The organism is Streptomyces sp. NBC_01264, assembly GCF_026340675.1.
In the GTDB taxonomy this organism is placed as follows: Bacteria; Actinomycetota; Actinomycetes; order Streptomycetales; family Streptomycetaceae; genus Streptomyces.
On record NZ_JAPEOX010000003.1, the window covers coordinates 136,854 to 162,412 of the forward strand.

The window sequence follows — 25,559 nt, forward strand, 5'->3', positions numbered from 1 at the left end:
ACGTCAGCCCTCCGTGCGGGAGGGGGCGGGGGTGTGGGGCTCGGCCATGGCGACGGCGATCTTGCGGGGGCCGGTGAAGGGCTCGCGGCCGTGGCTGGAGAGCATGTTGTCCACGACGAGGACGTCGTCACGCCGCCAGTCGAAGCGGACACTGGCCTGCCGGTAGCAGGAGCGCAGGTGGTCGAGTACGTCGTCGGGGATCCGGCCGCCGTCCCCGTAGTAGGTGTTGCTCGGCAGCTCCTCCTCGGCGAACAGCTCCAGCAGCCCCTCGCGGACGTCGGGCAGCAGGGTGGTGTGGTGGAAGAAGGTGATGTGGTTGAACCAGACCGCCTCGCCGGTCACGGGGTGGCGGTGCACCGCGTCGCGCACGGCCCGGGTGCGCATCCCGCCGCCGGGCAGCCACTCCAGGCCGAGGTCCTTGGCGGCGGCCAGGCGCTCGACCTCGGCGCGGTCGTCGGTGTTGAAGACGGACTCCCACGGGATGCCGAAGCCGGGGTGGAAGGTCCGGGTGGCCATCCAGCGGCGGCGGGTGAACTCCTCGCGCACGTCGGGGTGGACGAGCTCCAGGATGCGGCGGGTGTCGGCGAGCGGGGTGGCCCCGAGGGAGTCCGGCTCCGCGATGCAGCAGAAGTAGAGCAGCCGCGGCCAGGAGGACTGGTAGGAGTTCTCGTTGTGGAGGAAGATCTCCTCGTCCGGCGGGTAGTCCGTCGAGGTGTAGACGTTGCCCTTGATGGTGGAGCGCGGCGAGGACCGCTCGGAGTAGGCGAGCGGAGCGCCGGACAGGGCCCGTACGGAGGCGTCGAAGCCGTCGACCCCGCCGAGGGGGAAGCCGCGCAGCAGGACGGCTCCGTGCTCGTGCAGCCCGGCGCGGATCCGGGTCCGTTCGGCGTCGATGTACGCGGTGATGCCGGGGTGGGTGCCGTCGTGCTCCAGGACGAGCGGCAGGGTGGTGGTGCGGGTCTGTTCGGGCTGGGTTGTCGTCATGACGGGTCGACCTTCTCGTCGCTCGTGTCGGAGCCGGTTGCGGTGAGGGATGCGGGGTGGGGCGCGGTGCCGGGTGCCGGGTCACCGGGTGAGTGGTCACCGGGTGCGCGGTCACCGGGTGCGCGGTCACCGGCTGCGTGGGCCCCAAGGGCCAACGGGTCGGCGGCCGGCGGATCGGCGGCCAACGGGTCCGCGGCCGGCGCGTCCGCGGGCTCGCGGCCGGCCCCGCGGATCGCGGGGTTCACCGCGGCGAGGACGGTCATCAGCGCCATCGCGGCGGAGATGCCGAGCACCGTGGTGGAGGTGGCGAAGGCTGCCAGCAGCAGGCCGCCCAGGAGGGCGCCCGCGGAGTTCATCCCGGAGGCCATGAGCATGAACACGCTGCTGACGCGGCCCTGCATCTCGTCGGGGGTGATCCTCATCTGGTGGACCCCGGCGCCCACGTTCATCAGGGAGCCGGCGAAGGCCATGCCGCCGCACAGCGCCCCGAGGGCGAGCGGGGCGGAGAGGAAGGCCACCGGGGCCATCAGCGCGGCCCACAGGGCGAACGCGCTGATCACCACGGTCGAGGGGGCCAGCCGCTTGAGGCACCACGAGGCGCTCAGCGCGCCGAGTGCGCCGCCCACGCCTTCCATCAGCCCGAGGACGCCGAGCAGCGCGGGCGAGTGGCCGGCCTCCTTGAAGATCAGGACCAGGGAGAGGTTGAGGATCTGGAAGAGCATGTTGCTGCCGGCGACCAGGGCGACGGCGGCGCGCATGAACTTCTGCCGCCACACCCAGGCCACTCCCTCGGACACCTCGGCCCTGAGGCTGCGCGGCGGCGCGGTGCGCTCCTCCTGGAGCTCCTTGCGGATGAACAGGACGCAGCCGAGGGCCACCAGGTGGGCGAGGGCGGTGACGCCGAAGGGCAGCCACCGGGTGAGGGCGAACAGGGCGACCCCGGCGGGCTGTCCCAGCAGTCCGGCGACCTGGCTGCGGGCCTCGTTCTGGGAGAGCGCGGCCGGCAGGTGGGCGGGGTGCACCACGTTGCGCACCGCCGCGCGTTCGGCGAGCCGGTAGAAGACGAACGCCGCACCCTCCAGGAAGGCGGCGGCCATCACGTGCGGCAGCCACATGTGGCCGGTGGCCAGGGCGAGGGCGACGCTGCCCATGGAGAGCAGGCCCACGAGGTCGCAGAGGATCATCAGCTTGCGCCGGTCCCAGCGGTCGACGAGGGCGCCGGCCGGGAGCTGGACCAGCAGGTGCGGCAGCAGGGCCGCGAAGCCGACCAGGCCGGCGCCGGCGACCGAGCCCTGCCAGATCATCAGCAGCGGGTACGCGGCCTGGGCGGCCTGCACGCCGAGCAGCGAGAATCCGGCGCCGGTCCACAGCAGCAGGAAGTCGCGGTTGCGGCGCAGCGGGGCGGCCTGGACCTCGGGCTCGCCGGAGGCCGGGCGTTCTTCGAGGAGGGTCATGCCGCCCGTGCTTCCCGCGCCCGGCGGACGCCCGCGGCGGCGGCGCCGGCGGCGCACCACTCCAGGACGGCCATGGCGCTGTGCATCTTGTTCTCGGCCTGCTGGAAGGCGATGCTGTGCGGTCCGTCGAGCACCTCGGCGGTGACCTCCTCGCCGCGGTGGGCGGGCAGGTCGTGCAGGAAGGCGGCCCGCGGGCTGGTCTCCCACAGGGCTCCGGTGACCTGGAACGGGGCGAAGAGCGTGCGCCAGTCGGCGTCGGCCTTGCTGCTGCCCGTGGTCTGCCAGCGGGAGGTGTAGACGGCGTCGACGCCGGCGGGCAGGTCCCTCATGTGGTGGTGTTCGGTGAGGGTGGCGCCGTGGCTCCGGGCGTGGGCCAGGGCCCGGTCCCGGACGCCGGGGGCGAGGCCGTAGCCGGGCGGGGTGCGCAGTTCGAGCGAGGCGCCCGGGTAGCGGGTCAGGCCGAGGGCCAGCGCGGCGGCGGTGTTGTTGCCCTCGCCGACGTACAGGACGCGCAGGTCACGGATCCGGCCGAACCGGCCGAGGAGGGTGGTGAGGTCGGTGAGCCCCTGGGTGGGGTGCTCCTCGGCGCTCATCGCGTTGACCACGGACATCTGGGACTGGGAGGCCCAGCCGCGCATCTCCGCGGGGTCGCCGGCGGTGCGGGCGACCAGCAGGTCGAGCATCCGGGAGAAGACCCGGCCGGTGTCCTCGCTGGTCTCCCCGGTGTTCAGCTGGAGGTCGTCGGCGCCGTAGGTGACGATCGTCCCTCCCAGGCGCAGCACCCCCGAGGAGAAGGCGGTGCGGGTGCGGGTGGACGTCTTGCGGAAGTACACGCCGGCGACCAGTCCGGCCAGCGGCGCCCGGGGGGCGGCGCCGCCCGCGAAGGCGGCGCCGCGCTCGACCACGGCGTACAGCTCGGCGTCGGTGAGGTCGTCGAGGGAGATGAGGTGTCGGGCTGACACGGTGTCCTCCAACAGGGATGGGTTGACGGGGGTTCAGGCCTGGTGGCCAGGGTCGGCCAGCAGGGCCTTGACGACCTGCGGTCCGGTGTCGGCGTTGGTCAGGGCGACCAGTCCGCTGCCGTGCGCGAGGTGTGCGGTGGCCACGGCGTGGTAGCCGGTGACCGTGCCCGCGTGGCCGTACTCCGTGTCGGAGCCGGTGGTGTCGACGAGGGTGCCGAGCCCGTAGAGGGTGTTCGGGTGCGCGGCGAGCATGAGGCGGGCGGTGGCGGGGGCCAGGAGGGCTCCGGGCAGGCCCCGGTGGGAGTCGCGCAGGGCCAGCAGGGCCCGGGCGAGGTCGGTGGCGGTGGTCCACATTCCGGCTGCCGCGGCGTCGGTGCGCGTACGGCCGGGGGCGGCGGGCCGTCCCCCGTCGTGGTGGCCGCGGGCGGCGCCCCCGGGGAGCCGGCCGTAGCCGCTGCCCGCCATCTCGAGCGGCTCCAGGACCAGGGTGCGCATCACCTCGGCGAACGGTGCGCCGGTGGCGTCCTGCACCAGCTGCTGCAGGACGGCGTAGTTCGCGTCGGTGCTGCGGAAGACCTCGCCGGGTACGGACTCCCGGCGGACGGAGGTCCGCAGGAGACGGGCCAGCGGCACCGTGGGTGCGCCGGTGTACGCCGTCAGTCCGGAGCGGTGTCCGAGCAGCAGGCGGGCGGTGACCGGCAGGTCCGCGCCGGATCCGGGGATCCGCCAGCTCGTCAGGCGGGCGTTGACGTCCTCGTCGAGGTCGAGCGCTCCCTCCTCGACGAGCCGCAGGACGCCCAGGGCGGTGACGAACTTCGACGCCGAGCCGACCCGGAAGGCCGTGTCGGGGGTGACCGGGCGCGATCCGCCGGCCTGCAGGGTCCCGTGGCCCTGGGCGTCGGTGATCCGGCCGTCCTCGATGACGGCCAGCGAGAGGCCGGGGACCGCGTGTTCGGTCATCAGGCGGGCCGTGTCGGTGCGGCGGCCGCCGGACGGAGCGCCGGTGTCCGCGGACCGCTCCCCCGCGGCGGCTGCCGCCAGGGCGGCGAGCGTCGTGTGCCGGTAGAGCATGACGGCCGTCACCGCGAGTCCGTGTTCCCGGGCTCCGACGATCACCTGGGGCACCAGGATGGAGTGCCCGCCGAGGGCGAAGAACCCGTCCGCGCGGCCCACCCGTTCGGTCCCCAGGACCTGGCGCCAGACGGCCGCGAGGGTCTTCTCGGCCGGGGTCCGCGGTGCCTCGTACGCCACGGCGCGCGCTGCCGCGGCCTCGTCCGGAGCGGGCAGCGCCCGCTGGTCCAGCTTTCCGTTGGGGGTCAGCGGGACGGCGTCGAGGGCGGTGAAGGAGGCGGGGACCATGTACTCCGGCAGCCGTGCCGCGCAGTGCGCGGCCAGCTCCGCGGCGGGGTGGGCCGGGGCCCGGCCCCCGGTCTCCGCCACCCAGTAGGCCGCCAGGCGGATGTCGCCGGGACGGTCCTCCCGGGCCACCACCACCGCCTGGCGGACCAGGGGGTGTTCCAGGAGGGCCGACTGGATCTCGCCCAGTTCCACGCGGTAGCCGCGGATCTTGACCTGGTGGTCGATGCGGCCGAGGAACTCCAGGCTGCCGTCCGGGCGCCGGCGGGCCAGGTCGCCGCTGCGGTAGAGGCGGGAGCCGGCCGGACCGTAGGGGTCGGGGACGAAGCGGTCGGCGGTCAGGGCGGGGCGTCCGAGGTAGCCGCGGGCGACGCCGGGACCGGCGACGTGGATCTCGCCGGGGACGCCGATCGGGACCAGGTCTCCCGCCGGGTCCAGCAGGTGGATCGCCAGGTCGCTCAGCGGGCGGCCGATGGCGTTGCCCGCGCCCTCGTCGAAGTCCCGCCGGGTGAGCCGGTGGTAGGTGGAGTGCACGGTGGTCTCGGTGATCCCGTACATGTTGACCAGGGCGGTGCGGCCGAGGCCGCAGCGCTCCACCCACGGCCGCAGTTCCGGGATGTCGAGCTTCTCCCCCGCGAAGACCACGGCCCGCAGGGCGAGCCGGCCAAGGCGGGGGTCGCCGTCCGCGGCGGCCGAGACCAGCGACCGGAAGGCCGTGGGGGTCTGGCTGAGGACGGTGACCTGTTCCTCGGCCAGCAGGTCCAGGAAGTCCTCGGGCGAGCGGGTGGTCTCCCGGGGTACCACGACCAGGGTGCCGCCGTGCAGCAGGGCGCCCCACATCTCGAAGACGGACACGTCGAAGGCGTAGGAGTGGGACATGCTCCAGACGTCCGACTCGTCGAAGGCGTAGTGCTCCTGGGCCGTGCTCATCAGGCGGACGACGTTGGCGTGGGTGAGGGCGACGCCCTTGGGGCGGCCCGTCGAGCCGGAGGTGTAGATCGTGTAGATCAGGTTCTCCGGGACGGAGGTGGGCTCCGGGGCGTGCGCGGGTTCGCCGTCGGCGTCCCCGGGCAGGATCCGCGTCCCGTCGTACACGTCGTCGAGCAGCGGGGCCAGTTCCGCGCTGGTGACCAGCAGCCGGGCCCCGGCGTCCGCGACGATGTGGCCGAGCCGTTCCACCGGGTTGGCCGGGTCCAGCGGAAGGTAGGCGGCGCCCGACTTGAGGATGCCGAGCAGGGTGGGGATCAGGTCGCGGCCGCGCTCCAGGCAGACGCCGACCAGCTGTTCGGGGCCCGCGCCCAGCGCCCGGAGCCGGTGGGCGAGCCGGTTGGCCCGCTCTCCCAGCTCGCGGTACGTGAGGGAGCCGTCGTGGGCCCGGACGGCGACGGCGTCGGGTGTCGCCGCCGCCTGGGCGTCGAACAGCTCGTGGACCGTGCGGTCGACGGGCTCGGCGGCCGGTCCGCTCGCGGCGGCGCCGAGCAGCCGCTCGCGCTCCCCGGCGGGCAGGTGGACCGTACGGGCGTTGCCGTCGAGTCCGCCGGCCACGGATTCCAGTACCGCGCGGTACATCCCCGCCAGCCGGTCCGCGTCGGCGCGGCCGAGCAGGTGGGTGTCGGTGTGCAGGCCGATCCGGCGGTCGCCGTGGACCTGTACGGAGAGGCCGAACTCGGTGGGGGCCTCGCTGACGCCGGCCGCGCCGTCCACCCGGGCGGTGTCGACCTGGTGGAAGTCCACGTAGTTGAAGTGGACGTCCAGCATCCGGCGGCCGCCGCCCCACTCCCGCTGCACGGCAGGCAGCGGGTAGCGCCGGTGGCCCCAGATCTCGGTCTCCTGGGCGAACACCTGGCGCAGCAGGTCGCCCCAGGTGCGGGCGGTGCGGTCGTGCGGGAACGGCAGGGTGTTGAGGAGCATGCCGACCAGGCGCTCGGCGCCCGGCGCCTCGGGCCGGGTGTGGAAGACGACTCCGGTGTGGAAGGCGCCGGCGTCGGTGAGCTGGCTCATCACCTTCAGGTGGGCGGCGAGGACCACCGTCTTGAAGGGGACCCCCGCTTCCTGGGCGCGGGCGCGCAGGGCCCCGGCGAGGTCGTCGATCGGGATCCGCACGCCGTACTGCTCGCGGGGGCGGGCCAGGTCGCCGGCCCATTCCGCGGGCGGTACCAGCGGGGCGTACCCGGTGGCGACCCGCTCCCAGAAGGCGCGGTCGGCCGGCGAGTCCAGGGAATCCAGCTCTCCGGCGATCACGTCCGCGAAGCGCACGGGCGGTGCGGTGTACGGGGCGGGGGACCCGGTGTCGCGGATCTCCCGGTAGGCGTCGAGGAGTTCCATCTGGAGGGTGTGCTGGCTCCAGCCCTCCAGGATGACGTGGGACTGGGTGAAGGTGAGCCACCAGGTCGCCTCGTCCTCGCGGTGCGCGGCGACGCGCAGCAGCGGGGCGTCGTGCAGCTCGAAGAGGCGGGTGCGTTCGGCGGCGACGAAGGCGCGGAACCGCTTCTCCAGGGCGGCGCCGTCCTCCGCGCGCAGGTCGTGGACGGTGAGGGGCACCTCGGCGTCGGCGTGGACGATCTGGAGGGGCACCGCGTGGCCGGTGATGCGGACCGAGGTGCGCAGGACCTCGTGGCGGGCCGTGACGGTCTTGACGGCCCGTGCCAGTGCCTCGGCGGAGAAGGGCCCGTCGTCGTGGATCCGCAGGGAGACGACGGTGTGGTAGGCGCCGCGGCCGGTCTCGTCGCCGAGCTGTTCGGCGACCATGGCGAGCTGGACCTGGGAGAGCGGGTACGCGTCGGTCGCGTCGGCGGGCAGCGCGGCCCGCTCGGCGGCGGGGACGAGCGCGAACGGCGCGGTCCCGGCGGTCGCCTGCGGCCCGGCCGGCTCGGCGTGGGCGGCGAGCGCGGCGATGGTGCGGTGCGTGAACACCTCCCGTACGGAGGCCCGGTAGCCGGCGGCGCGCAGGGCGCCGACGAGGGCCACGGCCCGGATGGAGTCGCCGCCGAGCTCGAAGAAGTCCTCGTCGGTGCCGGGGGCGTCCACGCCCAGGACCCGGGCCCAGACCTCGGCGAAAGCGGTCTCGGCCGGGGTGCGCGGGGCGGCCTTGGGGCCGGTGGCGGCGGTGCCCGCGGCCGGGGCAGGCAGGGCCTTGCGGTCGATCTTGCCGTTGGCGGTGAGCGGCAGGGCGTCGAGGACCACCAGGGCGGTGGGCACCATCGCGGCGGGCAGGAAGGTGCCCAGTTCGGCGCGGAGCGCGGCCGGGTGCAGCTCGGCTCCGGCGGCGGCCACGAGGTAGGCGACCAGGCGCTGGGCGCCGGGCACGTCCTCGCGCACCACTGCGGCGGCCGCGGAGATCTCGGCCCGCTCGGTGAGCACGGCCTCGATCTCGCCGAGTTCCATGCGCACGCCGCGGATCTTGACCTGGTGGTCGACGCGGCCGAGGAACTCCAGGCTGCCGTCGGGGTTCCAGGCCGCCACGTCGCCGGTGCGGTAGAGGCGGGTGCCGGGCGGACCGTAGGGGTCAGGCTGGAAGCGCTCGGCGGTCAGGGCGGGCCGGCCGCCGTAGCCGCGGGTGACGCCGTCGCCGGCGACCCAGAGCTCGCCGGGGGCGCCCACCGGGACCTTGCGCAGGTGCGCGTCGAGGACGTGCAGGCGGGTGTTGCGTACGGGGTGGCCGATGGTGACCCGGAGGTCGCCGATCGGGTCGCGGGCGCGGATGAGGGCGTGGGTGACGTCGTCGGAGCATTCGGTGGGCCCGTAGGCGTTGACCATCGGGACGCCGGGGAAGCGGTCGAACCAGCGGCGGGCGAGGTCCGGCGGCAGGGCCTCGCCGGTGACGACCATCCACCGCAGGTAGGGCAGTTCGAGGGTGAGCACGCCGGTGTCCCAGGCGTCGAGCGCGGCCCGCAGCAGGGAGGGTACGACCTCCAGGACGGTGGTCCGTTCGGCGGCTGTGCGGGGGAAGAGCTCCAGGGGGTCCGCCGCCGTGTCGCGGTCCTCGACGTGGACGCGGCCGCCCGTGGCGAGCGCGGCCAGCATCTGCCACACCGAGATGTCGAAGGCGAGCGGGGCGTTGTGGACCACGGTGTCCTGCTCGCCGAGCGCGAGGTCCTCGATCTTGGCCAGGAGGTGGTTGCCCATGCCCCGGCGGTGTACCAGGACGCCCTTGGGGCGGCCGGTGGAACCGGAGGTGTAGATGACGTACGCCAGGTTGTCGCCGTCGGCGAGCGGCTCCGGGTCGGTCTCGGGCAGCCCGCTCCAGGGGCCGGACGGTTCCTCGTCCAGGATGCCGTCGAGGGCGAGGACCGGCGGTCCGTCCCCGGCCCCGGCTGCGTCCGCGTACCCGTCCCCGTCGGTGAGCAGCAGTTCCACGCCGGCGTCCGCGACGAGGAAGGCGAGCCGCTCGGCGGGGTAGGCGGGGTCGAGCGGCAGGTGGGCGCCGCCCGCCTTGAGGACGGCGAGGACCGCGAGGACGGTACGGGGGGACCGCTCGGCGCGGATGCCGACGACCGTGTCGGGGCCGACGCCGAGGGCGCGCAGCCGGTGGGCGAGGCGGTTGACGCGGGCGTTGAGCCGCTCGTAGGTCAGCTCCACTCCGTCGGCGCTGAGCGCGATCCGGCCGGGGCGGAAGGCCGCGTACTGCTGGAAGAGGAGTTCCGGGGCGGTCCACACGGGTTCGGCGGACGTACGGTTCCACTCGGCCAGGCGGTGTTCGTCGTCGTGCGGCAGCAGGGCGGCCAGCGCGTCGCCGTCGGGGTCGGCGGCCATGCGTTCCAGGGCCGTGCGGTACATCTCGGCGAGGGCGGCGCCGCGTTCGCGGGTCAGGACGCCGGTGCTGGTCTTGAGGGTCAGACCCTGGCCGGAGGTGTTGACCTCGAGGTCGAACTCGGTGGCGCCGGAGCCCAGGGTGGTGCCGGTGTCCACAGTGGCCTCGTCGACCACGTGGAAGTTCTGGTAGTTGAAGATCACGTCGATGACGCGGTCCCCGTCGGCCTCGCGCTGGATCTCCGGGAAGGGGAAGCGGCGGTGCGGCCACATCAGCGCCTCGCGGTCGAAGACCTCCCGGACCAGTTCCCGCCAGGTGGCGGCGGTGCGCCGGTGCGGGAACGGCACGGTGTTGACGTACATGCCGTACACGCGGTCGGCGCCGACGACCTCGGGGCGGGTGTCGCAGATCAGCCCGGTGTGGAAGGACTCCTCGTCGGTGAGGCGGGACAGCACGGTCAGGTGGGCGGCGAGCAGGACGCTCTTGAGGGAGGCTCCGGAGGCCGAGGCCAGGGCTCGCAGGCGCGGCTCCAGGTCGCGCAGCGGTACGGACAGGTCGTAGTTCTCGTCGGGTGCGTCGGCGGGGGCCCGCCAGGCGGCCGGCAGGGCCAGGGGTGCCTGGCCGGTGAGGGTCTCCCGCCAGAAGGCACGGTCCTGCTCCGAGGCCAGCGAGGCCAGTTCGGCGGCGACGGTGTCGGCGAAGCGGACGCCGTCGGCGGGCCGGGCGGCGGGGGCGGAGCCGTCGCGCAGCTCCTGGTAGACGCCGATGAGCTCCATCAGCATCGCGTGCTGGCTCCAGCCCTCGGTGATGGCGTGGGACTGGGTCAGGACCAGCCACCAGCCGTCGTCCTCGGTGTGGGCGGCGGCCCGCCACAGTGGCCGGCCGGCGTCGACGTCGAAGACGGCGGCGCGTTCGGCGGCGAGGAACTCACGCAGTGCCCGCTCGCGCTCCGGCGCTCCGAGTCCGCGCAGGTCGCGCAGGGTGACCTCGACCGCGGCCTCGGCGTGCACCAGTTGGACGGGGACGGAGCAGCGGGTGAGGTCGAAGGAGGTGCGCAGGACGTCGTGCCGGGCGGCGACGGTGGCGACGGCGCGGCGCAGGGCCGGTCCGTCGAAGGGGGCGCGGTCGCGGACCCGGTAGGCGGCCGCGTGGTGGTAGGCCGCGCCGCTGCGGCCGGGGAGGTCGCCGGCCAGCATCTCGACGAGCATGCCGGTCTGCACCTGGGTGAGCGGGTAGGCGTCGTCGAGGCCGGCGGGCAGGGCGTCGCGGTCGGCCTCGGAGAGCAGGGCGAAGGGCGCGACATGGCCGTCGGGGGCGGCCGGTGCGGGCCGTCCGGTGATCACCTCGGCGAGGCCGGCGACGGTGCGCCGCTCGAAGAGGTCGCGTACGGAGACGTCGAACCCGGCGGCACGGACCGCGCCGACCAGGGCGACGGCGCGGATGGAGTCGCCGCCGACGTCGAAGAAGCTGTCCTCGACTCCGGTGAGTTCCGGGTCGAGGGCCAGGACCTGCGCCCAGATCTCGGCGAGCCGGGCCTCGACGGGGGTGCGCGGCGCGGTGGCGCCCGCGGAGCCGGCGGCCCGGTCGGAGTCGGCCGGGGCGGGCAGCGCCCGGTGGTCGAGCTTGCCGTTCGCGGTGAGGGGGATGCGCTCCAGGGCCACGAAGGCCGTCGGCAGCATGTGGTCGGGCAGTTCGCGGGCGAGGTGGGCGCGCAGTTCGGCCGGGGCGGGCAGCCGGTCGGCCGCCGGTACGGCGTACGCGACCAGGCGCTGCTCTCCGGGGACGTCCTCGCGCAGGACGACGCGGGCCCGGGCCACGCCCTCGTGGGCGGCGAGGCGGGTCTCGATCTCGCCGAGCTCGATGCGGTAGCCGCGGAGCTTGATCTGCCCGTCGGCGCGGCCCAGGTACTCCAGGGTGCCGTCGGGGAGCCTGCGGACCACGTCGCCGGTGCGGTAGAGGCGTGATCCGGGCGGCCCGAAGGGGTCGGGCAGGAAGCGGTCGGCGGTCAGGGCCGGGCGGCCCATGTAGCCGTGGGCCAGTCCCGCGCCGCCGACGAGCAGTTCGCCCGGGACGCCTCGGCCCACAGGCCGCAGCCAGGCGTCGACGACGTGGGCGCTGCTGCGCGGGATGGGCGTGCCGATCGGTACGGACACGGCGTCGGGGGCGAGTTCCGCGATGTGGTGGGTGGTGGAGAAGGTGGTGTTCTCGGTGGGGCCGTAGCCGTTGAGGAGGCGGCGCGGTGCGCCGTGGGCGAGGACGGTGCGGACCGTGACCGGGTCGAGGGCCTCGCCGCCGATCAGGACCGTGCCGATGCCGGCGACGGCGTCCGGGACGGTGGCGACGGTGTGGTTGAACAGGGAGGCGGTCTGCCACAGGTGGGTGACGCCGTGGGCGCGCAGGGCGTCGGCCAGGACCTGGGGTTCGAGGACGGTCTCGCGGGCGAGGACGACGGTGCGTCCTCCGTTGAGCAGCGGTCCCCACAGTTCGAGGGTGGCGGCGTCGAAGGAGATGGAGCCGGCGTGCGCGAACCGGGTGGCCGCGTCGAGCTCCAGGCCGGGGGCCTCGCGGACGAGGCGGACGACGGCGCGGTGCGGGACCGCGACGCCCTTGGGCGTGCCGGTCGAGCCGGAGGTGTACATCACGTACGCCAGGTGCTCGGGGCTCGCGGGGACACCGGGGCGGCCTGCGGCGGCCTGCGCGTCGGCGCAGAGGGTGTCGGCGTGGAGGGTGGGGCCGGACCAGCCGGGCAGCAGGCCGGCCCGGCCGGTGGTGGTCACCAGGGCGGACGCCCCGGCGTCCTCGGTCATGAAGGCGAGCCGTTCGGCCGGGTATCCGGGGTCCAGGGGCAGGTAGGCGGCGCCCGCCTTGAGGACGCCCAGGAGTACGGCGACCAGCGCGGCGGAGCGCTCCAGGTGGACGCCGACGACGGCGCCGGGTGCGACCCCGGCGGCGGTGAGCGCCGCGGCGACCGCGGTGGCCCGGGCGTCGAGGTCGGCGTAGGTGAGGTCGGCGCCGTCCCCGGTCACCGCGACGGCGTCCGGGGTCTCGGCGGCCCGCGCCTCGAACTCCCCGTGGACGGTGGTGAGCGGGGCGGGGGCCTGCGCGGCGGTGGCGACGGCGAGCCAGTGCTCCGCGGCCGGCAGGTGGTCGTCCTCCAGGGCGGGGCCGGCCGCCCCGGTGGAGGCCATCGCCTCCAGCACGGAGCGGTACATCCCCGCGAGCAGGTCGGCCTGGTCCTGCGTGAGGGTACGGGTGTCGGAGCGCAGGCTGACGATCCCGTCGAGGGTGGTGACCCAGAGGGAGAACTCCGTGGAGCTGCTGTTGATGCCGTTGCCCTCGTCCTCGGCGCTGCCGTGGCCGGCCGCCCCGAAGTCGAGGTGGCTGAAGAGCACGTCGACGAGGCGGCGGCCGCCGCCCCACTCGCTCTGCAGCGCGGGCATCGGGTACGTGCGGTGCGGCCAGGCCTCGGTCTCCCGGGCGAACACCAGCCGGACGAGCTCGCCCCAGGTGGCGGCGGTGCGCTGGGCGGTGTCGTGGGGGAAGGGCAGCGTGTTGAGGTACATGCCGAGCAGCCGGTCGGCGCCGGGGGTCTCCGGGCGGGTGTGGCCCACCAGGCCGGTGAAGAACTCGGCCTCGTCGGTGACGCGGCCGAGCACCGTCAGGTGGGCGGCGAGCAGCACGCTCTTGAGGGGGACGCCGGCCTCGGCGGCCAGGGCGCGCAGCCGCGGGGTCAGTTCGGCGTAGGAGCAGCCGGCCACGACGGGCACGGGGTCCGCGCCGGTCGCGTCGGCCCAGGCCTCGGGCAGGGCGTAGGGGGCGCGGCCGTGGAGGACGGAGGCCCAGTAGGCGCGGTCCTCGGCGGAGTCCAGTGCGGCGAGCTCGGCGGCCACGGCGTCGGCGTAGCGCAGGGCGGGCGCGGCGGCGGACGGCTGCCGGCCGGCGCACAGGGCGCGGTAGGAGTCGACGAGTTCGCCGAGCAGGGTGTGGTAGCTCCAGCCCTCGAGGACGGCGTGGTGCTTGGTGAAGGAGCAGCGCCAGGCGTCCGGGCCCTGGACGTGTACGTGGACGCGCAACAGGGGCGCGTCGGAGCCCAGGTCGAAGGGGAGGGCGCGTTCGGCGGCGGTGAAGTCGGCGAGGGCGGCGCGGCGGGCGTCCTCGCCGAGGGCGGACAGGTCGGTGTGGGCGAAGGGGACGGCCGGTTCGGCGTGCACCAGCTGGAGGGGCGCCGTGTACGAGGTGAGGTCGAAGGAGGTCCGCAGGATGTCGTGGCGGGCGGTGACGGCCCGCAGTGCCTGCGCGAAGAGGTCCGCGTCGAAGGGCCGTTCGTCCTTCAGGAGGAAGGAGGTGAGGTCGTGGTAGTGGTTGCGGCCGTCGCCGGCGATGCTCTCGACGATCATGCCGAGCTGGTTCTGGGAGAGCGGGTAGGCGTCGGTGAGCCCGGCGGGCAGGGCGGCCCGGTCCTCGGCGCTGACCAGGGCGAACGGTACGACGGCCGGGGCCGGTCCGGCGGGCGCCGGGCGGCCGGTGATGCGTTCACACAGGGCGGCGACGGTGCGGCTCTCGAAGACGTCGCGCACGGTGACGTCGTAGCCGGCGGTGCGCAGGGCGCCGACGAGGCCGACGGCCCGGATGGAGTCGCCGCCGAGCTCGAAGAAGCTGTCCAGGACGCCGACGCGGTCCGCGCCGAGGGCGGTGCGCCACACGGCGGCGACGCGCTCCTCCGTCTCGGTCCGCGGGGCGGTCCAGGCGGCGCGGCCGGTCGCGGTGGGGGCGGGCAGGGCGCGCTGGTCGAGCTTGCCGTTGGCGGTCAGCGGCAGCCTGTCGAGGGTGACGAAGGCGGCCGGGACCATGTAGTCGGGCAGCAGGGCGGCGCAGTGGGCGGCCAGTTCCGCGGTGTCGGGGGCGGCCGGGTGGGAGCCGTCCCGCGCGGCGTCCGCGGCGGGCACGAGGTAGGCGACGAGGCGGCGGTCGCCCGGGGTGTCCTCGCGGAGCACCGTACGGGCCTCGGCGACGGCCGGGTGGGCGCTCAGCACGGTGTCGATCTCGGCCGGTTCGATGCGGTAGCCGCGGACCTTGACCTGGTCGTCGCCGCGGCCGAGGAAGTCGACGTCGCCGCCGGGGAGCACCCGGGCGAGGTCGCCGGTGCGGTAGAGGCGGGCGCCGGCGGGCCCGTAGGGGTCGGGTACGAAGCGGTCCGCGGTGGCGCCGGGCCGGCCGGCGTAGCCGCGGGCCAGGCCGGGGCCGCCGATGTAGAGCTCGCCGGTGACGCCCGTGGGCACGGGCTGCATCCGGGTGTCCAGGACGTACTGGGAGGTGCCCGGGACGGGGCGGCCGATCGGTACGACCTCGCCCCGGAGGGTGCTTTCCGCGGTGACGTCGAAGACGCTGTTGCCGACGGTGATCTCGGTGGGGCCGTACTCGTTGACGACGCGGCCGCCGCCGAGCAGGGCGCACCAGTGGGCGGCGGTGCGGGTCAGCAGCGCCTCGCCGCCGACGACCAGTACCGGGGCGAGGCCCTCGGCGCGGCCGTCGCCGAGCTGGTGGGCGAGCATCTCCAGGTGGCCGGGGGTGAGCTTGACGAACCCGTACGGGCCGTGGGCGACGAGCCAGTCGCCCAGTTCGGACAGGTCCCGGCCGGGGCCGAACAGGTGCACCGCGCCGCCGGCCAGCAGGGGGGCGTAGAGGGTGGGCACGACGAGGTCGAAGGCGACGGAGGAGAACAGCGGGGCGTCCTGGGAGGTCCCCGCGGCGAGGTAGTCCTCCACGGCCCAGTCCAGGTATCCGGCGAGGCTGCGGTGGGAGACCTGGACGCCCTTGGGGCGGCCGGTCGAGCCCGAGGTGTAGATGACGTAGGCGAGCGTGTCGGGGTCCGGGTCGAGGACGGCGGATCCGGCGGGGGCCGGGGCCAGTTCGCCGTCGGCCAGCAGGACGTGAGTACCGCCGCCGGTCACCTCGGAGGCGAGGTGGGCGTGGGCCGCGTCGGTGACCAGGACCGGGGATCCGGCGTCGGAGAGGACGGCGCGCAGCCGCTCGGCGGGCCAGGAGGTGTCCATCGGCACGTAGGCGGCGCCGGACTGCCAGGCGCCGATCAGGGTGGGCAGCAGGTCGGTGGTGCGGTCGAGGAGGACGGCGACGACCGACTCGGGGCCGGCGCCCAGGCCGCGCAGGGCGTGCGCGATCCGGCCGGCCCGCTCGTGCAGTTCACCGTGGTTCAGGGTGGCCGCGTCGGCGACGACGGCCGGGGCGCCGGGGGTGCGGGCGGCACGGTCGGCGAGGAGCCGGGGCACGGTGTGGGTGGCCGGGGCGCCGGGCGTGTGGGCCCAGTCGCCGAGCAGCAGGGCGCGTTCGGCGGGCGGCAGGAGCGCGGCGCGGGCGTCGCCTTCGGGGTCGCCCGCCATGGACTCCAGCACGGAGCGGTAGAGGGTGGTGAGCCGGTCGACGGCCCGCTGGTCGAGGGCCTGGCGGGAGGCGGTGACGATGACGTGCCCGGCCCGGGAGGAGACGGTGAGGGGGAACTCGGTGGGGCTGTCGTCCAGTCCCTCCGCGTGGTCCACCGTCGCGGTGTCGACCTGGCGGAAGTCCTGGTAGTTGAAGTAGACGTCGAGGAGCCGGCCGCCGCCGCCCCAGGCGCTCTGGAGTGCGGGGAGCGGGAAGCGCCGGTGGGCCCACAGGGCGGCCTCGCGGTCGAAGACCTGACGGACGAGCTCGCGCCAGGTGGCCGCGGTGCGGTCCATCACGAAGGGCAGGGTGTTGAGGTACATGCCGTACACCCGGTCGGCTCCGACGGCCTCGGGCCGGGCGTCGCAGACCAGGCCCGAGTGGAAGGACTCCTCGTCGGTGAGGCGGGCGAGGACGCTGAGGTGGGCGGCGAGCAGGACGCTCTTGAGGGAGCCGCCGGCCTTGACGGCCAGGGCGCGCAGGGCGGGCTCCAGGTCGCGCCAGTCGGCCGCGGCCTGGAGGGTGCCGGCGGGCTCGCCGTCCGCGGGGCGCCAGGTGGCGGGGAGGGTGAACGGGGAGTGGGCGGTGACGACGCCTTCCCAGTAGGCGCGGTCCTCGGGCGAGCGCAGGGAGCGCAGTTCGCCGTCGATGAAGTCGGCGAAGCGCAGGGCGGGAGCCTCGAAGCGTTCGGGCTCGCGGCCGTCGCGCACCGCCCGGTAGACGCCGAGGAGTTCCATCAGGAGCGAGTGGTGGCTCCAGCCCTCCAGCAGCGGGTGGCATTCGGTGACCGAGAGCCACCAGCCGCCGTCGTCGGTGGCGTGGGCGAAGAACCGCATCAGCGAGGGGGTGGCCAGGTCGAACAGGCGGGCCCGCTCGCGCTCGGTGTGGGCCACCAGCTCGGCCCGGACCTCGTCCGGGCCGAGGCCGGAGAGGTCCTGGTGGCCGACGGGGAGTTCGGCCGCGGCGTGCACGATCTGGAGCGGGACGCCGTACCCGGAGAGGTCCATGGAGGTGCGCAGCACCTCGTGGCGTGCGGTGACGATCCGGGCGGCCTCCGCCATCGCGGCCGGGGCGTACGGGTGCTCGTCGCGGATCCGGAAGCTGGAGACGTTGTGGTAGAGGTTGCGTCCGCCGTCGCCGGTCAGCATCTCGATGAGCATGCCGAGCTGGTTCTGGGAGAGCGGGTACGCGTCGGTGGCGTTGGCCGGCAGCTGGGCCCGGACCTCGTCGGAGACCAGCGCGAAGGGCGCCGTGCGCGTCTCGGCGGGGGCGGCGGGGCGGCCGGTGATGAGCTCCGCGACGCGGGCGACGGTGCGGTGCCCGAAGACGTCGCGGACGGCGATGTCGAAGCCGGCCGCGCGCAGGGCGCCGACCAGGGCGACGGCGCGGATGGAGTCGCCGCCGAGTTCGAAGAAGTCGGCGTGGACGCCGATCCGGGTGGTGCCGAGCACCTGTGCCCAGACGGTGGCGACCTGCTCCTCGACGGGGGTGCGGGGGGCGGTGGCGTCCAGGCCGGGGGCGGCCGCCGCGTCGGCCGGGGCGGGCAGGGCGCGCTGGTCGAGCTTGCCGTTGGTGGTCAGCGGGACCGCGTCGAGGGGGACGAGGACGGCGGGGACCATGTACTCGGGCAGGGAGCGGGCCAGTTCGGCGCGCAGGGCGCGGGCGTCGATCTCGCGCGCCGCGTCCGCGACGACGTAGCCGGTGAGGCGGCGGTCGCCGGGCGCGTCCTCGCGGACGACGACCACGGCCTGGCGGACGCCGTCCAGGGCGGCCAGTGCCGTCTCGATCTCGCCGAGCTCGATGCGGTAGCCGCGGATCTTGACCTGGTGGTCGATGCGGCCGAGGAACTCCAGGCTGCCGTCGGGCCGGCGGCGGGCCAGGTCGCCCGAGCGGTACATGCGGGATCCGGCCGGGCCGTACGGGTCGGGTACGAAGCGTTCGGCGGTCAGCGCGGGGCGGCCCAGGTAGCCGCGGGCGACGCCGGGGCCGGCCACGTGGATCTCGCCGGGCACGCCCAGGGGCACGAGGCGGCCGCCGCGGTCGAGGAGGCGGATGGCGAGGTCGGAGAGCGGGTACCCGACGCGGTTGGGCGCGGTGCGGTCCAGGTCCTCGGCGCCGAGCCGGTGGAAGGTGGAGTGCACGGTGGTCTCGGTGATTCCGTACATGTTGACCAGCGCCGGGGCGTCCAGGCCCATGCGGTCGGTCCAGGGGCGCAGTTCGGCGGTCTCCAGCTTCTCGCCGGCGAAGACGACGTGGCGCAGGGCCAGGCGTTCCAGGCGCGGGTCGCCGTCGGCGGCGGCGGTGACCAGGGCCCGGAAGGCGGTGGGGGTCTGGCTGAGGACGGTGACGCCGCGGTCGGCGAGCAGGGTCAGGAACTCCTCCGGGGAGCGGGTGACGTCCTGGGGGACGACGACGAGGGTGCCGCCGTGCAGGAGCGCGCCCCACATCTCGAAGACGGAGACGTCGAAGGCGTAGCTGTGGAACATGCTCCAGACGTCGGTCGCGTCGAAGCCGTAGTGCTCCTGGGCCGTGCTCATCAGGCGGCTGACGTTGGCGTGGGTGAGGGCGACGCCCTTGGGCCGGCCGGTCGAACCGGAGGTGTAGATGGTGTAGATGAGGTTGTCCGGGGTCGCGGCGGGCGCCGGGTCGGCGGTGGGCGCGGCCGCGACGGCCGGGGCGTCGGCGCCGTCGAGCACGACCAGGGGGCCGTCGTGCACGCCGTCCAGGACGGGGGCGAGCGCGGTGCTGGTGAGGACCAGGCGGGCGCCTGCGTCGGCGACCACGTAGGCGAGCCGGTCGGCGGGGTTGGCCGGGTCCAGGGGCAGGTAGCCGGCGCCTGACTTCAGGATGCCCAGGAGGGCGGGGAGGAGCAGCGGGCCGCGCTCCAGGCAGAGGCCGACCAGCTGTTCGGGGCCGGCGCCGAGGCCGCGCAGGTGGTGGGCGATGCGGTTGGCCCGCTCGTTGAGCTCGCGGTAGGTGAGGGTGTCGGGGCCGGCGACGACCGCGGTGGCGTCCGGGGTGAGGGCGGCCCGGCGCTCGAACAGCTCGTGCGGGCAGGCGGCGGGGGCCGCCTCGGGGCGGTGTCCGTCCAGGGCTCCGGTGACCACGGCCCGCTCGGCCCGGTCCAGGATCCGCAGGCGCTCGGCGGGGACGTCCGGGCGGTCGACGGCGTCCTGCAGCAGCAGGGCGAGGTGACGGGCCATGCGGCGGACGGTGTCCTGGTCGAACAGGGCGGTGGCGTACTGGAGCTGGGCGTCGAAGCCTCCGTCCGGACGCTCCAGGACGCGCAGCGAGAGCTCGTTCTTGGATATGCCGTCGCTCTCCAGGAAGGGCTCGACGCTCAGGCCCGGCAGGTCGAAGGCGTCGTAGCGCTGCTCGTGGAGGGTGAAGCCGACCTGGTAGAGCGGGGTGCGGGACATGTCGCGCTGCGGCTGGAGCTCGTCGACCAGGCGGGCGAAGGGGACGTCCTGGTGGTCGAAGGCGTCGAGCACGGTCGCGCGGGCCCGGTCGAGGAGTTCGCCGAAGGTGGCGCCGTCGCTCCACACGCCGCGCAGGACGAGGCTGTTGATGCCGTAGCCGATGAGCTGCTGGAGCTCGGGCCGGTTGCGCCCGGAGACGACGGTGCCGACGGGGATGTCGGTGCGTCCGGTCCAGCGGGACACCAGGAGCTGGAAGGCGGTGAGGAACACCGTGAACGGGGTGGTGTCGTGGGCGAGGGCCAGGGAGCGCACGCGCTCGCCGAGGCCGTCGGGGAGGGCGCAGGGCACCTCGGCGCCGCGGTGGTCGCGCACCGCGGGCCGGGGCCGGTCGGTGGGGAGTTCCACGGGCTCGATGCCGGCGAGCGTGCGCCGCCAGTGGTCGAGCTGGCGGTCCAGGCGGGCGCCGGTGAGTTCGGTGCGCTGCCAGGCGGCGAAGTCCGCGTACTGGAGGGTGGGGGCGGGCAGGTTGATCTCGCGGCCCTGTGCGTGGGCGGCGTAGAGGCTGGAGAGTTCCCCGGCGAAGACCTGGGTGGACCAGGCGTCGCAGGCGATGTGGTGGAAGACGACGGCCAGGACGTGGTCCTCGTCGGCGAGGCGCAGCAGGGTGGCGCGCACCGGGAGGTCGTGGGTGAGGTCGACGGGTGTGGCCAGTTCGCGGGCGAGGGCTTCGCGGGCGGCCCGCTCCGGGGCCTGCGGGCCGGCGTCGGCCGGGTGGCGCAGGTCGGTGAGGGCGATGCCGGCGGCGCCGGGGGCCTCGACGATCTGGACGGGTTCGGCGCCGTCCATGGCGTAGCGGGTGCGCAGGATCTCGTGGCGGGCGCACACCTCGTCGAAGGCGCGCTCCAGGGCGGCGGCGTCCAGGGCGCCGCGCAGGCGCAGGACGAGGGGGACGAGGTACTCGGTGCTCTCCGGCTCCAGCCGGTTCAGGAACCACATCTGCTGCTGGCCGTGGGAGAGGCGCAGGGGCGCCGAGCGGTCGGCGGCGGGGATGGCGGGGCGGCGGCGGGCGGCGCCGCGTCCGGCGAGTCTGCGGCGCAGCAGCTCTTCACGGGCGTCGGCGGCGGAGATCGCCGGCTGTGCGCTCTGGTCGATGCTCATGCGTGCTGCTCCTCGTCGGAAAGCTCGTCGATCTCGGCGCGTATGGCGTCCTCGACCGCCTGGGCCTGGCCCGCGACGGTCGGCTGCTCGAAGACCGTGCGGACGGGCAGGTGGATGTCGAACTCCTCGTGGAGTTCGGCGATGAGGCGGATGGCGAGGATGGAGTTGCCGCCGCTGCGGAAGAAGTGGTCGTGCGCGGTGACCTCGCGGCCCAGGATGTCGTGCCAGATCTCGCTGATGCGCTGCTCGGCGGGGCTCAGCGGGGCGGCCGGGCCGGCCTCGGGAGCGGGGGCGGCGGCCGGGGCGGGCAGGGCGGCCCTGTCGAGCTTGCCGTTGGCGTTCAGCGGGATGGCCGGGACGGGGACGAGGACCGGCGGGATCATGTAGTCGGGGAGCCGGCGGGCGCAGTACGCCTGGAGCTCCTCCTCGGTCGGCGCCTGTTCTCCCGCGGCGACCGTGTAGCCGGCGAGGGCGAGTTCGCCGGAGGCCGTGCGGTGGGTGACGACGACCGCGTCGCGCAGCCGGGGGTGTCCGGCGAGTACGGCGCGGATCTCGCCGAGCTCGATGCGGTGACCGCGGATCTTGACCTGGTCGTCGCCGCGTCCGAGGAAGTCGACGGCGCCGCCGGGCAGTCGCCGGACCAGGTCTCCGGTGCGGTAGAGGCGGGCGCCGGCGGGGCCGTGCGGGTCGGGCAGGAACCGGTCGGCGGTGTGTCCGGGGCGGCCGAGGTAGCCGCGGGCCACTCCGGTGCCGCCGACGTGCAGTTCGCCGGTGGCGCCGAGCGGGACCTCGCGCAGGTTCGCGTCGAGGACCCGCATCACCATGCCGGGCAGCGGGGAGCCGATCGGGACGATGCCCTCGGCGACCGGGGCGGTCAGCGGGTGGATGCAGGTGCCGACGGAGGTCTCGGTCGGGCCGTACTCGTTGACGAGTCCGCCGGGGCCCAGCAGGCGTGCCCAGTGGTCGGCGAGGGAGCCCTGGAGGGCCTCGCCGGCGACGACCACGACCGGGGCGAGGGCGGCGGCCTGCTCGTCGTCGAGCTGGTGGCCGAGGATCTCCAGGTGACCGGGGGTCAGCTTGAGGAAGCTGTACGGTCCACCGTCGGCGAGGCGTTTGCCCAGTTCGGACAGGTCGAGGTTGCCGGGCAGGAGGTGCACGCCCTGCCCGCAGGTCAGCGGGGCCCACAGGTTCGGTACGACCAGGTCGAAGGCGACCGAGGAGAAGACGGCGCTGCCGCCGTCGCCAGCCCCGGCGAGCGTGGCGGTGGCCCAGGCGAGGTGGTGGGCCAGGCCCCGGTGCGGGACTCCGACGCCCTTGGGGGTGCCGGTCGAGCCGGAGGTGAAGATGACGTACGCCAGCCGGTCCTGGTCGGCCGGGACGGCGGGGGCGTCGGCGGGAGCGGCGGCGATGCGGCCGTCGGGGTCACCGAGGTCGACGACGGTGCGGGCGCCGTCCGCGAAGCGTGCGGTGTACCCGTCGCGCGTCAGGACCGTGCGGGCGCCGGCCACGTCGAGCATCGCCTCGACGCGGCCCGCGGGGAACGCCGGGTCGAGCGGGACGTACGCGGCTCCCGCCCGCCAGACGCCCAGCAGCGCGGCGTGCAGGTCGGGTCCGCGGTCGAGCAGGACTCCGACGGCCGAGTCGGGGCGGGTGCCCAGGGAGCGCAGGTGGTGGGCGATCCGGTTGGCCCGGGCGTCCAGTTCGGCGTAGGTGAGGGTGAAGCCGTCGCCGCGCACGGCGGTCGCTCGGGGGGTGCGGGCGGCCTGGGCGGCGATCAGCTCGGGCACGGCCGGGCCGGCGGGCAGGGCGGGGGCGCTGCTGCGGGCGGTGGTCTCGGCCCGCTCCTCGGGGCCGGCGAGCTCCAGGGCGTCCAGGCGCAGCTCGGGGTCGGCGGCCACGGCGGCGAGCACCCGGGTGAAGTGTCCGGCCAGGCGTTCGGCGGTGGCGGCGTCGAAGAGGGAGGTGGCGTACTCGAAGGCGCCGAAGAAGGAGCCGTCGGGGCCCGGGCGCATCATCAGGGTGAGGTCGGTGTGGGCGATCCGCCAGGCGTCGCGCAGGTCGGCGCGGGCCCGCTCGTCCTCGACGCGGCCGTTGAACTCTCCGCCGTGCAGGTCGAAGGCGACCTGGTAGAGCGGGGTCCGGGCGAGGTCGCGGTCGGGTACGAGTTCCTCGACGAGGCGTTCGAAGGGCAGCTCGGGCTGCGCGAAGGCGTCCTTGGCGGTGCCGGCGACGGCGTCCAGGGCCTCGGCGAAGGTCCGGGAGCCGTCCAGGCGGCAGCGGAGCACGAGGCTGCCGAGGAAGAAGCCGACGACACCTTCGAGTTCGGGCAGGCCGCGGCCGGCCACCGGGGTGCCGATGGACAGGTCCCACTGGCCGCTGTGGCGGCCCAGTACGGCCGCGTACGCGGTCAGCAGGGTCATGAACGGGGTGGCGCCGTGGCGCTTGCCCAGTGCGGTGAGGCCGTCGACGACATCGGCGGGGACCTCGAAGAGGGCGGCCGCGCCCTTGCCGTCGCGGACCGCGGGGCGGGGCCGGTCGGTGGGCAGGGCCAGCTCGGGCGCTCCGTCCAGCTGGGTGCGCCAGTGCGCCAGGGCCGGGGCGAGGGCGGCCTCGGTGAGTCGGCCGCGTTGCCAGGCCGCGTAGTCGGCGTACTGGACGGGGAGGGCGGGCAGGACGGATCCGAGCGGCCGGGTGCCGGCCAGCGCGGCCTCGGTCAGCAGGGCGAACTCGCGCTCCAGGATGCCGCTGGACCAGCCGTCGGTGGTGATGTGGTGCATGGCCAGGCCGAGGACTTGGCTGCCGTCCTCGGCCCGGACCAGGAGGGCGCGCAGCAGCGGGCCGTGTTCCAGGTCGAAGCCGTGGGCCCGGTCGGCGGCGAGCAGGGCGCCCGTCTCGCCGGCGGCGGCGCGGGCGGTACGGACCTCCACGCGGACGGCCGGGTCGATGATCTGCAGGGGTTCGCCGTCGGTCTCGACGTAGCGGGTCCGCAGCGCCTCGTGACGGTCGGTCAGGGCGTCGACGACCTGCTGGACGGTGTCCGGGCCGGCCTCGGCGGGTACGTCGAGCTGTACCCAGGAGACCCAGTCGGGGCCCTGGGGGGCGATCCGGTCGAGGAACCACATGCCGCGCTGGCCGTAGGAGAGCGGCAGCGGCGTTCCGCGCGGGACGGGGCGCGGGCCGGGCTCGTCCGCGGGGCCGAGCAGGGCGGCCTGTCCGGCGAGGGTGGTCTCCACGAACAGCCCGCGCAGCTGGATCTCGCGGCCGGAGACGGCGCGCAGCCGGGACGCGAGGCGGGTGAGCTGGAGGGAGGTGCCGCCGAGCCGGAAGAAGTCGTCGTCCAGGCCCACCGAATCGAGCTTGAGGATGTCCTGCCAGACGCCGGCGACGAGCCGTTCGGCGGCGGTGGCGGGCGCGCGGTGGCGGGTGGCGCGGGTGTCGGCGGTGGTGCCGGGGGCGGGCAGCGCGCGCCGGTCGACCTTGCCGCTGGTGGTGAGGGGGAAGGAGTCGAGCTCGACGAAGACCCCGGGAACGTGGGTCGCGGGGAGCCGCTCCTGGAGGAAGCCGCGCAGGTCCGGGAGGGTTTCGCCGTCGCGCAGGCGGACGTAGCCGGCGAGCCGCTTCGCACCGTCGGGCAGGGCGTAGGCGGTGACCACGGCGCCGGCGACGGCCGGGTGCGCGGCGAGCTGGGCCTCGATCTCGCCGGGTTCGATGCGGACACCGTTGATCTTGACCTGGTCGTCGAGGCGGCCGAGGAACTCCAGGACGCCGTCGGCCCGCCAGCGCACCCGGTCGCCGGTGCGGTAGAGGCGGGAGCCGTCCTTGGCGTAGGGGTCGGGCACGAACCGGTCGCCGGTCAGGCCGGGCCGTCCGGCGTAGCCGCGGGCGACGCCGGTGCCGCCGATGTGCAGCTCACCGGGGGTGCCCACGCCCACGGGGGCGCCGGCCGGGTCGGTGACGAGCAGCCGGATGCCGTCGATGGGGCGGCCGATGGGGACCAGGCCGGAGGTCTGCGCCGGGTCGAAGCGGTGGGCGGCGACGTCGACGGAGCACTCGGTGGGACCGTAGGTGTTCCACAGCTCGGCGGCGGACAGCTGCCGCAGCCGCTGGGCGAGTTCGGCGTGCAGCGGCTCGCCGGCGCAGGTGACGGCCCGCAGGGGGGCGCAGCGCTCCCAGCCGCTCTCCTCGACCAGCATCCGCAGGACGGACGGGACGACCTGGAGGACGGTCGCCGCGCTGTCACCGACGGCGCGGACCATGGCCGCCGGGTCGCGCTCCACGCCCGCGGGGGCGATGACGACGCTGGCGCCGCAGGTCAGGGGGGCGAAGATCTCCCAGCAGTGCGCGTCGAAGGTGGGGGCGGTCTTCTGCAGGACGCGGTCGGCGGGGGTGAGGGCGAGGCTGCGCACCGCCCAGTCGATGCGGTTGGCGATGCCGGCGTGGGGCACGACCACGCCCTTGGGGCGGCCGGTCGAGCCGGAGGTGTAGAGGACGTAGGCGGCGTTGGCCGGGTCCGGGCCGGTCCCGGGCGCGTGGTCGGGCAGGGCGGCGAGCGTCTCGCCGAGTTCGGCGGGGACGACCGGGCGGGCGCCTGCGGCGAGGACGGCGTCGGCCGCGTCCGCCGAGGTGACGGCCACGGCCGCGCCGGTGTCCTTGACCAGCCAGGCCAGGCGGGCCGGGGGCTGCTCCGGGTCGAGGGGCACGTACGCCGCCCCGGCCTTCCAGACCGCGAGCAGGGCGGTGACGAGCTCGTGGCCGCGCGGGAGGCAGACGGCGACGGGCACCTCGGGGCCGGCGCCCAGGGCGCGCAGGTGGTGGGCGAGCTGGTTGGCCGAGCGGTCGAGTTCCGCATAGCCGATGCTGCGTCGGCCGTCGACGACGGCGACCGCTCCCGGTGTCCTGGACGCCTGACGGGCGACGAGGTGGTGGGTGAGGGGGATCTCGTCGGGCGAGGATCCCGTCCGCGGTTCGAACATAGCGCTGGCACTCCTAATGAGATCGTCGGGCGAACCCCGGAAGCGGTGTGGTGCGGGCGGGCCGT

Annotated in this window: 5 protein-coding genes; all 5 read right to left on the minus strand. The window is 75.2% G+C overall.

Annotated features, from left to right (window positions below):
- Positions 1-3: 3 nt before the first annotated feature.
- The 5 genes from OG435_RS44470 to OG435_RS44490 are packed head-to-tail and all read right to left on the minus strand — an operon-like array spanning position 4 to position 25,494.
- Positions 4-984, minus strand: a complete 981-nt coding sequence (locus OG435_RS44470) for a TauD/TfdA family dioxygenase (protein ID WP_266886803.1) — start codon at positions 982-984, stop codon at positions 4-6.
- Complete coding sequence (locus OG435_RS44475) at positions 981-2,438, minus strand: MFS transporter (RefSeq protein ID WP_266886805.1); 1,458 nt, start codon at positions 2,436-2,438, stop codon at positions 981-983. Before OG435_RS44475 ends, OG435_RS44470 begins: the two co-directional genes overlap by 4 nt.
- On the minus strand, positions 2,435-3,400 hold the full coding sequence (locus tag OG435_RS44480) for an ornithine carbamoyltransferase (protein WP_266886807.1): 966 nt from the start codon (positions 3,398-3,400) through the stop codon (positions 2,435-2,437). The genes OG435_RS44475 and OG435_RS44480 overlap by 4 nt, the downstream gene beginning before the upstream one ends.
- Before the next feature lie 33 nt (positions 3,401-3,433).
- Positions 3,434-20,521 (minus strand): non-ribosomal peptide synthetase, encoded by a 17,088-nt coding sequence (locus OG435_RS44485; protein WP_266886809.1) that lies wholly within the window; start codon positions 20,519-20,521, stop codon positions 3,434-3,436.
- Positions 20,518-25,494 (minus strand): non-ribosomal peptide synthetase, encoded by a 4,977-nt coding sequence (locus OG435_RS44490; protein ID WP_266886811.1) that lies wholly within the window; start codon positions 25,492-25,494, stop codon positions 20,518-20,520. The genes OG435_RS44485 and OG435_RS44490 overlap by 4 nt, the downstream gene beginning before the upstream one ends.
- Positions 25,495-25,559 lie beyond the last annotated feature (65 nt).

Excerpts from the sequence above, each read along its gene's own strand:
- OG435_RS44470 (WP_266886803.1), bottom strand. The coding sequence starts at position 984 with ATGACGACAACCCAGCCCGAACAGACCCGCACCACCACCCTGCCGCTC.
- OG435_RS44475 (WP_266886805.1), bottom strand. The coding sequence starts at position 2,438 with ATGACCCTCCTCGAAGAACGCCCGGCCTCCGGCGAGCCCGAGGTCCAG.
- OG435_RS44485 (WP_266886809.1), bottom strand. The coding sequence starts at position 20,521 with ATGAGCATCGACCAGAGCGCACAGCCGGCGATCTCCGCCGCCGACGCC.
- OG435_RS44490 (WP_266886811.1), bottom strand. The coding sequence starts at position 25,494 with ATGTTCGAACCGCGGACGGGATCCTCGCCCGACGAGATCCCCCTCACC.